Genomic DNA, 11,937 nt, shown 5'->3' with positions numbered 1-11,937 from the left:
TCCGCGTTCCCTCCGTCGACGACGGGTGCCGCACGGCCGCCGCACGCCTCCGGCGGCAGCACGGCGCCATGGCGCTCGAACCGGCCAATTCGGCGGCCCCGCCCCGGCCCCACCCTCGGGCGCGCCCTGGCCCCGTCCGGTGGGAAACCGTTTGGCGCCGGTGTCCGCGCCGGGCCTGCGACGGTCCGGCGAATTGGACTGATGAAGCGTCAAGCCAGCTTCTGGCCAAGAGTGTTGAGGTGTGCCGACGGTGCCGTGGTGGCACCGGGACCTCGCGCATAAGGTCTGGAGCGCGCAGCGAGCCCGGCCGGTCCATCGGAATGGTCAACGACGCCCCGTACAGGGAGAAGCAGTGTCACGTGTCGAACCCGTCCTGGCGCGGGCTCTTTGCCGGACCCCATTACTCCGCCTGGACGTCGCCCACCGGGGCCGGGTGCGACGTCTGGGACTGAAACTCGAATCGCGCGGCCCCACCGGATCGGTGAAGGACCGCAGCGCCGTCGGACTGCTGCGGGCGCTGCACGACGAACGACCGCTCACCCCGGGCACGGTGGTGGTGGAATCCACCTCCGGCAACCTCGGCCTGGCACTGGCCCGGATGCTGCCCGCACTCGGCTGCGACTTCCTCGCGGTGATCGACCCGAAGACCCCGCACACCACCCGCCGCATGCTCACCGACCGGGGTGCCCGGGTCCTCGTCGTCGACGAACCCGACGGCCGGGGCGGCTACCTGCTCAGCCGGCTGCGCCGGGTGCGCGAACTGTGCGAGGACAACCCCGGCTACCGCTGGCCCGACCAGTACGAGAACTGGGCCGCCCCCGACATCCACCGCCGCGTCACGGGGCCCGAGCTCACCGGACAGGCCGGAGCGGACCTCGATGCCGTGTACGTACCGGTCTCCACCGGCGGCACCCTCGCCGGCATCGGCGCGCACCTGCGCGAGCACCGGCCCGACGTCGCAGCGGTCGCCGTGGACGTACGCGGCTCACTGGCCGTCGCGGGCAGCGCGGGGCGCCGCCTGATACCGGGCATCGGGGCCAGCCGGCCGTCCGCCTTCCTGGCCGCGCCGCACAGTTACGACCGCGCCGTGCACGTCGACGACATCGAGGCGATCGCCGTCTGCCGGATCCTCGTCGAGGACGTGGGGCTCGCCCTCGGCGGCTCCAGCGGCTGCGCCGTGCGGGCCATGCTGGCCGACCGGGAGGACGACGGCCCCGACGACCGGCTCTCGGTGTGCCTGGCGGCCGACGGCGGCGACAAGTACCGCGACACCTTCTACTCCGACGACTGGGCGACAGAACAGGGCGTGGCAAAGGAGATCACCGCCGCTGTGGAACACCTGCGCAGTGAAGGTCTCTTCTTCGACCGAAAGCACCAGGAGCACTGAAACATGGGCACCAGCACCACCCTCGACCGACAGCGGACGGACCGCGGCCACCGGCAGTACCTGCCGCTGGTGCAGGGCGCCACGCTGATCGAGTGGACCGGAACGGGACTGTTCCTCGCCGTCTCGACCATCTACTTCGTCAAGGTCGCCCACCTCAGCACCTCGGCCGTCGGCACCGGCCTCACCATCGGCGGTGCCGTCGCCGTCGCCACCGCCGTGCCCGTCGCCCGGCTGGCCGGACGCTTCGGACCGAAGCCGGTGCTGATCGGCGTGATGCTGCTGCGCGCCCTGGCCACCGTCGGCTACCTGTGGGTCGACGGCTGGTGGAGCTTCCTCCTCGTGGTCGCCGTCGTCGCCGTCACCGAACAGTCCTCGCCCCCGCTGGTGCAGGCGTACGTGGGCGCACGGACCCCGCAGAGCCTGCGCGCGAAGGTGATGGCCGTCCAGCGCACCGTCGTCAACCTCGGCATCAGCCTGGGCGGGCTCATCGCCGGAGTCGCCCTGGGCTCCGGCGCCCCCGGGGCCTTCCGGCCGCTGCTGATCGGCGGCGCGCTCGCCTACGTGCTGGTGGCAGCGGTGTACGCCACCGCACGGCGCGAGGAGGCCGGGGAGATCACCCGCGGCACCGGGGTGGCGGCGCTGCTGAAGGACCGCCGCCTGCTGGGCTTCACCGCGTACAACGCGCTGGTGTCGCTCTGGATGCCGGTGCTCAACGTGGCCTTCCCGCTGTGGCTCGTCACCGAGACGGACGTGCCGGAGCGCTACGTGGGCATCCTCTACGCCGTCAACACCGTGCTGTGCATCGCCCTCCAGTACCCGCTCAACCGCTGCTACGGCACACCGCGCCGGGCCTGGTTCTCGTACGCGGCCGCGGCACTGCTGCTCTGCGGCGGCGCCCTGGCCTTCGCCGCCGCGCCCGGTCTCGCGACCCGGGAGGCGCTGCTGGTGCTCGCCGCCGCCGTCGTCCTGCTGACGTTCGCCGAACTGCTCCAGGTCGGTGCCTCGTGGACCCTCTCCTTCGACCTGGCACCGGAAGAGGCGCGCAGCGCGTACCTGGTGCTGTTCAACACCAGCCGGACCGTGGCCAACCGGGTCGCCGGCCCGGTGCTGATGACCGGGGTCGTCCTCGCCCTGGGCACGGCCGGCTGGATCGCGCTCGCCCTGGTGCTGCTGCTCGGCGCGCTCGTCCCCTTCGTGATGCTCCGGGAGCCGCACGGCACCGGCCGCTGACCACCCCCGCACCATCCCGACCGCCCCTCTCGCCAAGGAGTTCCGCCCGCCATGGACTTCGAGCACTACCCCGACAGCCACTTCCGCTACCTGACCCGCGCGGACGTCATCGAGGCCGCCCGCGACGTGGACATCGTGGACGCGGTGGCACAGGCGCTCCGGCTGCACGCCGCCGGACAGTCGGTCCTCCCCGAGGAGGCATACCTCGGCTGGACCACCCCGCAGGGCGACCCGGCCAGGCTGCTGGCCATGCCCGGCGCCCTGACCAGGGACGGGCGGCCCCCGGTCGTCGGGATGAAGACGATCAACGCCTCGATCGGCAACCCGGAACGCGGAATGCCCCGCGCCCAGGGCTTCACCCTGCTCCTCGACCCCGAGACCGCCCGCCCCCTCGCCCTGATGGAGGCCGCCTACATCAGCGCGATGCGCACCGCCGCGGTCACCGCGCTCGCCGTGCGCCACCTCGCGGTGGAACGCCCGCAGTGGCTGGCGCTCCTGGGCTGCGGCGCGCTCGCCCAGGCACACGCGGCGCTGCTGCTGCGCACCGTGCCCACCCTGCGCCGCATCACGCTGTACGACGTGGCGCCCGACCGCGCGAAGTCCGCCGCCCACCGCATCGCCTCGCTGCCCGGCGCGGCGGACGTCGGGACGGTGGTCGCCGACGGCCCGCGGGAGGCGGTCCGGGACGCCGAGATCGTCGTACCCGTCACCACCGTGACCCGGGGCTACATCGAACCGGACTGGCTGCGGCCCGGCACGCTCGTCTGCCACGTCTCGCTGGACGACCTCACCGAGGCGGCGGTGCTCGCGGCCGGCACGGTGCTCGTCGACGACTGGAGCCTGGTCCGGGACGACCCGCGCCGGCTGCTCGGCCGGATGCACCGGGCGGGCACCCTGCTCGGCCCCGACGGCACCCCCAGGGAAGGAGTCACCGCCCGCCCCGGGGCCCGCCGCGTCGACGGCACGCTCGGCGACGTGCTCACCGGAGGGCACCCGGGCCGCCGCGACCCGGACGAGATCGTGATCAGCAACCCGTTCGGGATGTCGGTCCTGGACGTCGCCGTGGCCGACCGCATCCACGCCCACGCCGAAGCCGCCGGCATCGGCGCCCGGCTCACACTCTGAGGGGGAACCGTGACGATCGATCCGAACATCCAGGAGATCAACCGCACCATGTGGTCGTACGGCGAGTACCGGCACGTCGCCGACCTGCTGCGGCCCGGCGCCGTCGAACTGGTCGAGCGGCTCGCCCCCGCCCCGGGCACCGCCCACCTCGACGTCGCCACCGGCAACGGCAACGTCGCGCTGCTGTCCGCCCTGTGCGGCTCCGTGGTCACCGGGCTGGACCTCACCGACGAGTTCTTCCCCGACGCCCGAGAACGGTTCGTGCAGGCCGGTGTCCAGGTGGACCTGCACCGCGGCGACGCCCAGGAACTCCCCTTCGCCGACGCCTCGTTCGACCTGGTGACCTCCACCTACGGCATCCAGTTCGCCCCCGACCACACCGCGGCGGCCGGCGAGATGGCCCGGGTGCTGCGGCCCGGCGGCCGGATCGGCATGTGCAACTGGACGGCCCGCAGCTGGACCGCGCACTTCCAGGCGATCCTCTCCGCCTACTTCGCCTCGCCCAACGGACACCAGGGACAGCCCATGCTGTGGGGGTCGCCGGACTACCTCGGCGAACTCCTCGGCCCCGGCTTCACCGTCACGGCCGAACGCCGCGAACTCTTCTACCCGTTCGGCACGGCCGACGACCTGGTCACCTTCTTCGAGAACTGCTTCGGCCCCTGCATAGCGGCACGGAACACCATCTCGCCGCCCTCGCGGTGGAAGGAACTGCGGGCGGAGATGGCCGAGATGACCGAGGACTTCCACACCACCGACGAACGGGGCACCGGCGTGCCCGTCGAGTACCTGCTCGTCGTCGCGGAGAAGAAGGAGGACCGGTGACCGGCGTGCCCGAGCGGTACCCGGTGCTCCCGCTGGCGGAAGGCGCGCGCGAACGCGCCCGCGCCACGGCACTGACCCGCAGCGAACCGTACGAACTGGACGAAGGGGTCCACTCCCACGTCGAACGGCACGCCGCCGAGCACCCGGCCAGGACCGCGATCGACGACGGGCGGACGGCCGTCGGATACGCCGAGCTGGCGGACCGCGCGCGCCGCACCGCCGCGCGACTGGCGGCCGAGGGCGTCTCGCCGGGGCGGATCGTCGCCGTCGGCGGACGGCGCGGCATCGACGTCGTCACGGCCTTCCTCGCGCTGGAACTGCTCGGCGCGGTCTACCTGCCGGTCGACGCGGGCTGGCCCGCCGCCCGCGTCGAGTCCCTGCTCACCGACAGCGGCGCGGTCCTCACCCTGGTCACCGGCGGACCGGCGGACACCGGGGAGATCGTCAAGGGCGCCCGCGCGGCCGGGGTGCCCGTCACGGCGCCGCGACCGGCGGACGTCCCGTACACCCGGACGACCCCCGTGGCCCCCGACGAGATCCGCTACGTCCTCTACACCTCGGGGTCGACCGGCCGCCCCAAGGCCGCGATCGTCGAGCACCGGGGCATGCTCAACCACCTGTGGGCCAAGGTCGACGACCTCGGGCTGACCGCGGACGACCGACTGGCCCAGACCGCACCGCTGGGCTTCGACATCTCCGTCTGGCAGATGCTCGCCCCGCTGCTCGTCGGAGGCCGGGTGCAGATCTTCGACGACGAGCGGGCCCAGGACGGCGCCCTGCTCCTGGAGGAACTGCGCGACCGCGGAACCACGGTGCTGGAGACCGTGCCCACCCTGATCCGCTTCCTCCTCGACGCGCGGGAGAGCACCGGCCCCGGGCCCGGCGCACTGCGCTGGATGATCGCCACCGGCGAGGAACTGCCGCCCGCCCTGGCCCGGCGGTGGCACGACACCCTGCCGGACGTCCGGCTGCTCAACGCGTACGGCCCCACCGAGTGCTCGGACGACGTCACCCACGCCGTGCTCGGCCCGCCCGCCGACGGAGTGCGCCACCTGCCGATCGGATCACCCGTCGGGAACGCCGAACTCCACGTGCTGCGCGAGGAGGACGGGCGGTGGCACGCCTGTGAGCACGGGGAGGCGGGCGAACTGTTCGTCGGGGGAATCGTCGTGGGCCGCGGCTACCTGGGCGACCCGGCCCGCACCGCCCGGGCCTTCTTCACCGACCCCTTCGGTGACGGCTCCGGACGCCTCTACCGCACCGGCGACGCCGTACGCGTGCTGCCGGACGGCCAGTTGGAGTACCTGGGCCGGGTCGACCGACAGGTCAAGCTCGGCGGCGTACGCATGGAACTCGCCGAGATCGAGGCGGTGCTCGGCACCCACCCGGGCATCGCCGCCTGCGCCGTCGTCGTCCACACCCCCGACGACGCCGGCGCCCTGGTCGCCCGGGAGAGCGCCCACACCCCGGCGGCCGCACGGTCGCCGCGGCTGGTCGCCTACGTCACCCCCTCCGGCGAGGAGGTGCCGCAGGAGAAGCTCCGCGCCCACCTCGCCGAGCGGCTCCCCGCGCCGATGGTGCCCCGCACCTTCGTCGTCCTGCCCCGCATCCCGCTCACCCGCAACGGCAAGACCGACCACCGGGCCCTGCCCGCACCGCCGCGCCGCGACCGCCCCGGAACCCGGCCGTACACACCGCCGCGGGGCGCGGCGGAGAGCGCCGTCGCGGACCTCGTCGCCGAACTCCTGGGCACCGGACGGGTCGGCCGGGACGACAGGTTCCTGGAACTGGGCGGCGACTCGCTGCTGGCCATGCGCCTGGTCGCGGCACTGCGCCGGACGGGATCGGCCGCGAGCCTGCGCGACGTGCTGCGCGACGGCAGCCCCGCCGCGCTCGCCGCCCTCGGCCGCGAGGAGCGGCAACCGGCCGACGCTCCCACCGGGCCGCTCCGGGACCGGCCGCGGACCCGTCCGCTCACCCCGCAGCAGGCCGGGGTCTACTTCCACTGGCGGCTCGACCCGCTCAGTCCCTACTACAGCTACCAGGGGTCCCTGGAACTCGACGGCCCCCTCGACACGGCACGGCTGGCACGGGCCTGGCACCTGCTGCTCGGCGAGAACCCGCTGCTGCTCGCCCGGTTCCACGAGACCGACGGGGCGGACGGGCAGGAAGTGGTGCACCACTACCCGCACTGGGAGGTGCCGCTGCCCGACCGCCCCCGGGACGTCACCGCGGACGAGTTCCGCGCCGAGGCCGCCCGGGAAGCGGCCCGGCCCTTCGACCTGCTCACCGAACCGGCCCTGCGGACCGAACTGTTCCGCCTGCCCGGCGGACAGCACCGGCTCCTGGTCACCATGCACGAACTGCTCCTCGACGGCTGGGGCGCCACCGTGCTCTTCCAGCGCCTCGCCGAGCTGTACGAACGGCCTCCCGCCGGACCCGACCCCGAACGCGCCACCCGGTACGACCGCTACCTGGACCACCTGACGGAGCTGCTGGCCACCGAGGAGGTGGCCGAGGCGGGGGAGTACTGGCTCGACCGGCTCTCCGGGGACCTCCCGGCGCTGCGGATCGCACAGAAGCAGCGGCCCGTCGCACCCACCTACCGGGGCGAGATCACCGAGGCGGTCCTCGACGAGCCCCTGTCCCGGCGGCTGCGCGACACCGCGCTGGCCGCGTCCGCCACCGCGTTCGTACCGCTGCTGGCCGCCTACGCGCTCGCCCTGGGCTACTACGGCGACACCGACGAGGTGGTCGTCGGCGCCCCGATGGCGGGCCGGGAACGGCCGGAGACCGCCGAGGTGCCGGCCTTCGTGCTCGCCATGCTGCCGCTGCGGCTGCGCGTCGACCCGGCCGCGACCCTGGCGGAGTTCACCGCACAGGTGCGGGAGACGGTGTACGACGCGTACGCCGCGGCCGACCACCCCTTCGGCTGGACGCTGCGACGGCTGCCCGCCGCGACGCGCAGCTCGTCGGCGACCCCGGTCTTCCAGACCATGCTCAACATGCTGCCGTACCCCGCACGCGCCACCACCGCGTCGGACGTCACCTTCCGCTTCGTCGAACTCGACACCGGCTACACCAAGTACGACTGCGCCCTCTACGTCCAGCCGCACGGCCCGGACCGCCTGCTGCTGCAGTACGCCTACCAGCGGGAACTGCTCGACGCCCCGGCCGCCCGCAACGTACTGCAATCCACCCTGATCGCGCTGCGGGCCCTCACCGACCCGGAGCGCGCGGGACACACCACCGTCCGTTCCCTCGATCTGCTGCCCGGAGACGATCACCGATGACCCCGCCGACCCTGCTGGAACTCTTCGCCGAACAGGTCGAGGCCCGCCCCGGGGCCGTGGCCCTGCGCCACGCCGGAACCGACCTCACCTACCGCGAACTCGACGAGTGGAGCGCCCGGTTGGCCGCCCGGCTCGTCGCCAGGGGCACCGGCCCCGGCTCGCTGGTGGCCCTCGCGGCCCAGCGCGGCCCCGCCGCCGTCGCCGGAGTCCTCGCCGTGCTGAGGACCGGCGCCGCCTACCTCGGCCTGGACCCCGCCACCCCCGTGCGACGACAGCGCCGGATGGTGGAGGAGACCGGACCGCACTGCGTGCTGGCCGAACCCGGACTCGATCGGTTCCCCACCCTGGACGCCCCCCGCGTCACCCTCGCCCCCGTCACCGAGGGGCCGCTGCACCGGGCACCCGAGCAGGAGCCCGACGACGACGCGCTGTTCCACGTCGTCTACACGTCGGGGACGACCGGGAACCCCAAGGGCGTGCGCATCAGTCACCGTTCGGTCCGCGGCCGGCTGGAGTGGATGTGGCGGGACCATCCCTTCCCCGCGGATTCGGTGCTCGCCGTCCAGAAGTCCCTCGCCCTGGTCGCCTCGCCCTGGGAACTGCTGGGCGGACTGCTGAAGGGCGTCCCGTCCGTGGTGCTCGGCACCGACGAACTCCTCGACCCGGTGCTGCTCGCCGCCGCCGTCGAGGAGGAACGGATCACCCACCTCTTCCTGACCCCGCAACTGATCGCCGGACTCCTGGAGGAGAGCGCGAAACGCCCCGGCGGACACCGGCCCGTACTGGTCACCAGCGGCGCCGACACCCTGCCCGTGGCCACCGTCCTGCGCTTCCGCGAGGTCTGGCCCGGCACCACCCTGCTCAACCTCTACGGCATGACGGAGACCGCCTCCAACGTCGCCGCCCACGACACCGCCGCACTGCCGGCCGACGCCGAACGCGTCCCCGTCGGCAGCCCCGTCGCGGGCGCCTCGCTCTCGGTCCGCGACCGGCTCGGCCGGCGGCTGCCGCCCGGCGTGACCGGCGAGGTGTGGGTCTCCGGACCGCCCCTGGCCCTCGGCTACGTCGGCGGCGACGGCGACGGCCGGTTCGTCACGGACGACACCGGGACGACGCACTACCGCACCGGCGACCGGGGCCGCCTGCTCCCGGACTCCGCACTGGAGATCACCGGCCGCACCGACAACCAGATCAAGATCCGCGGCTACCGGGTCGAACTGGAGGAGATCGAGGCCACCCTGCGCAAGGCGCCCGGCGTCACCGACGCGGGCGCGTACGCGCAGAGCGAGGACGACGGGACGAGCATCGTCGCCTGCCTCACCTCCGACGAGGAGACCGACCCCGCCGCCCTGCGCGCGTACCTGCGCGACCGGCTGCCCGACTACATGCTGCCCGCCCGCGTCCAGCAGCTCCCGCACCTCCCGCTGAACACCAACGGCAAACTGGACCGCGCCGCCCTGCGCACGCTCGTGGCGGGCATCGGACAGGAACGGGCGAGCGGATTCACCCCGGCCGACGACACCGAGGCCGCCGTCGCCGCCCTCTGGCAGGAACTGCTCGGCGCACCGCCCGCCTCGGCGGACCAGAACTTCTTCGACGCCGGGGGCCACTCCCTGCTCGCCGTGCGACTGGCCAACCGGCTCGCGGGCACGGCGGGCCGCCGGGTACCGCTGCGCCGCATTCTCGGCGCGCCCACCGTCACCGCCATCGCCGCCCTGTGCCGCGAGATCCGGCAGGAGGAGCAGATATGAACAACCCCTGGCTGAGCATGCCGGACGAGCGGTCGCGGTCCACCCCGGCCACCACCCTCGCCGTCTGCTTCGCACCCACCGGCGCCCACGGCTCCTCGTTCGCGCCATGGCACGGCCGCCTCCCCGAGGACACCGCCCTCGTGCTCGTCACACCACCGGGCCGCGGCAGCCGCGTCGACGAGGAACCCGTCACCGACATGACGGTCTACGCGGACGCCGTGGCGGCCGGGATCCGCGAACTGCGCGACGGACGGCGGCTGGTGCTGATCGGCGTCAGCCTCGGGGCGCTGCTGGCGTACGAGACGTGCCGTCGGCTCCTCGACGCCGGGGTGCCCGTCGCGCGGCTGTGCGCGGTGGCCGGGCAGTGCCCCGGCGACTTCGACGGCCACGGCCACGACGTCACCGTCGAGGACGCCCGCGCCTTCGTCGTCGGGACCGGACTGACCGACCCGGAGCTGCTGGCGGACCCCGAGTTCGAGGAGGTGCTGCTGCCGCCGGTGATCGCCGACCTCCGGCTGGCCGCGGGGTACGACGGCCGCCGGGGCCCCCAGCCGCAGGTCGACCTGCGCGCGGTGTGGGCCACCGAGGACCCGCACGTGCCCGAGGTCACCGTGCGCCGCTGGGCCGAGTGGACCCGCGGCACGTGCACCATGGCATCCGTCGAGGGCGGCCACTACGCCCACCGGGAGAACCCGGCGGCGGTCGTCTCCGCCTGCCTGGACGGCCTGCCGGGAGGCGGACCGTCACGCCGCTCGGTGCTCGGCGCCGGGGCGACGGCGGTGGCGGGCACCGTGCTGGGAATCGGCGCGGTGGCGTCGGTGCCGTCCGGGGCACGGGCCGCCACCGCCACCACGACGGGCGGCGCCGCCTTCGACGGCGACCCCACCGACCCCGTGGACCTGGCCGTGGCCATGATCCGGCAGAACACCAGCAACCCCGGTGACGGCGCGGTCACCCTGCCGCTCGCCCGGATGCTCCAGGACCTCTTCCGGGCCGCCGGCGTCGACACCGAGATCGTGCCCACCCCGAAGGAGGGCAACGTCCACTTCTTCGCCCGCGTGCCCGCCGGCGGCCCGGCCCGCAAGGAGCCGCTGGTCCTGCTCGGCCACTCCGACGTGGTGCCCGCCATCGGCGACACCTGGAGGACCGACCCCTTCGCCGGTGCGATCGAGGACGGCAAGCTGTACGGCCGCGGCTCGCTCGACATGAAGGGCGTCAACGCCGCCTTCGTCGCCGCCCTGCTGCGCCACGTCCGCGAGGGCACGGCCTTCGACCGCGACATCGTCTTCTGGTCCGACTGCGACGAGGAACAGGGCCCCTACGGCGTGCGCTGGTTCCTCACCGAGCACCCCGGCCGGGTGACGGCGGGCGCGGTCGTCACCGAGGGCGGCTGGGTGCTCAACCAGCGCGACGGCACGACGCCCATGATCGCCTCGCTCACCTGCAACGACAAACGCTCCCTGCTGCTGCGCCTGGAGACCTCCTCCTACGCCACCCACACCTCCAAGCCGTTCACCGGACAGGCGGTGGTCCGGCTGGGCGAGGTGCTCGACCTGCTGGGGGAGTGGCGCGCCCACATCCGCCCCAATGCACTGTCCCGGCGGTACTTCGCGGAGCTTGCCGAGGCCACCACCGACCGGCCCTTCGCCGAGGCGCTGAGGGAGATGCTCGACGCCCGCACGGAGCAGCAGCGGGACCGGGCGGGCGAGGCGGTGGTGCGGCTCAGCGAGACCCCGGAGCTGCACAACGCGATGCTGCGGACCACGCTCGCCTTCACCGCGGCGCAGTCCGGGTACTACCCGAGCATCGTGCCGGGCACCGCGACCGCGGACTTCCGGGCCGCCTTCCTGCCGGGGGCCGAGGACCCCGGACGCACCGTCGCCGAACTGCGTTCGCTGATCGGCAACCGGGCGACGCTGACCGTCGTCGGGAACCCGGGCGAGAGCGAGCAGCAGGCCCTGGACCGGCTGCGCGGCTATCTGGCCACGCCCGACTCCGACCACGACACGGACGTCTTCCGTGCCTGGCAGGACGCCGTGCGCCGGACCCATCCCGGGGTACGGGCCACCCCCTGCCAGTTCGAGGCCGTCACCAGCGCCGTGCCGTTCCGGGAACAGCGGGTGCCCGTGTACGGCATGTACCCGTTCACCGTGAACCGGGACATGCTCAAGCGCATGCACGGCACCGACGAGCACATCGGGGTCGAGGCGCTGCGGCAGGGCACCGAGACCGTCTACCAGCTCCTGGCCGGGCTGCGTACGGGGAACTGAGCCCGGACGTGGGGGGGGGGGGGGGGGCGGCCGGGGCCCCCCCCCCGCCCCCACCC

The 11,937-nt window shown here is 73.9% G+C and carries 7 protein-coding genes; all 7 read left to right on the top strand.

Features of this window, described 5'->3' with window-relative positions; genetic code table 11:
• The first annotated feature begins 241 nt into the window (after positions 1-241).
• Genes ABZZ04_RS35465 through ABZZ04_RS35435 form a run of 7 tightly spaced genes read left to right on the top strand, consistent with a single transcriptional unit; the run spans position 242 to position 11,881 of the window.
• A complete protein-coding gene (locus ABZZ04_RS35465; protein ID WP_356936350.1) occupies positions 242-1,387 on the top strand; it encodes a pyridoxal-phosphate dependent enzyme in 1,146 nt (381 codons plus the stop codon).
• 3 nt (positions 1,388-1,390) lie between these two features.
• Positions 1,391-2,617 (top strand): MFS transporter, encoded by a 1,227-nt coding sequence (locus tag ABZZ04_RS35460; protein ID WP_356936349.1) that lies wholly within the window; start codon positions 1,391-1,393, stop codon positions 2,615-2,617.
• 51 nt (positions 2,618-2,668) lie between these two features.
• The gene (locus tag ABZZ04_RS35455) at positions 2,669-3,742 is read left to right on the top strand and encodes an ornithine cyclodeaminase family protein (RefSeq protein WP_356936348.1); all 1,074 of its coding nucleotides are present in this window, start codon (positions 2,669-2,671) and stop codon (positions 3,740-3,742) included.
• A 9-nt stretch (positions 3,743-3,751) separates the two neighbouring features.
• On the top strand, positions 3,752-4,567 hold the full coding sequence (locus ABZZ04_RS35450; RefSeq protein WP_356936347.1) for a methyltransferase domain-containing protein: 816 nt from the start codon (positions 3,752-3,754) through the stop codon (positions 4,565-4,567).
• On the top strand, positions 4,564-7,860 hold the full coding sequence (locus ABZZ04_RS35445) for an amino acid adenylation domain-containing protein (protein ID WP_356936346.1): 3,297 nt from the start codon (positions 4,564-4,566) through the stop codon (positions 7,858-7,860). The genes ABZZ04_RS35450 and ABZZ04_RS35445 overlap by 4 nt, the downstream gene beginning before the upstream one ends.
• A complete protein-coding gene (locus tag ABZZ04_RS35440) occupies positions 7,857-9,611 on the top strand; it encodes a non-ribosomal peptide synthetase (protein ID WP_356936345.1) in 1,755 nt (584 codons plus the stop codon). Before ABZZ04_RS35445 ends, ABZZ04_RS35440 begins: the two co-directional genes overlap by 4 nt.
• On the top strand, positions 9,608-11,881 hold the full coding sequence (locus ABZZ04_RS35435; RefSeq protein ID WP_356936344.1) for a M20/M25/M40 family metallo-hydrolase: 2,274 nt from the start codon (positions 9,608-9,610) through the stop codon (positions 11,879-11,881). Before ABZZ04_RS35440 ends, ABZZ04_RS35435 begins: the two co-directional genes overlap by 4 nt.
• Positions 11,882-11,937 lie beyond the last annotated feature (56 nt).

It is taken from the genome of Streptomyces sp. NPDC006435 (genome assembly GCF_040612315.1).
Classification (GTDB): Bacteria; Actinomycetota; Actinomycetes; order Streptomycetales; family Streptomycetaceae; genus Streptomyces.
The sequence above is the reverse complement of the archived record's forward strand: the minus strand, read 5'-3'. Positions and strand labels throughout refer to the sequence as shown.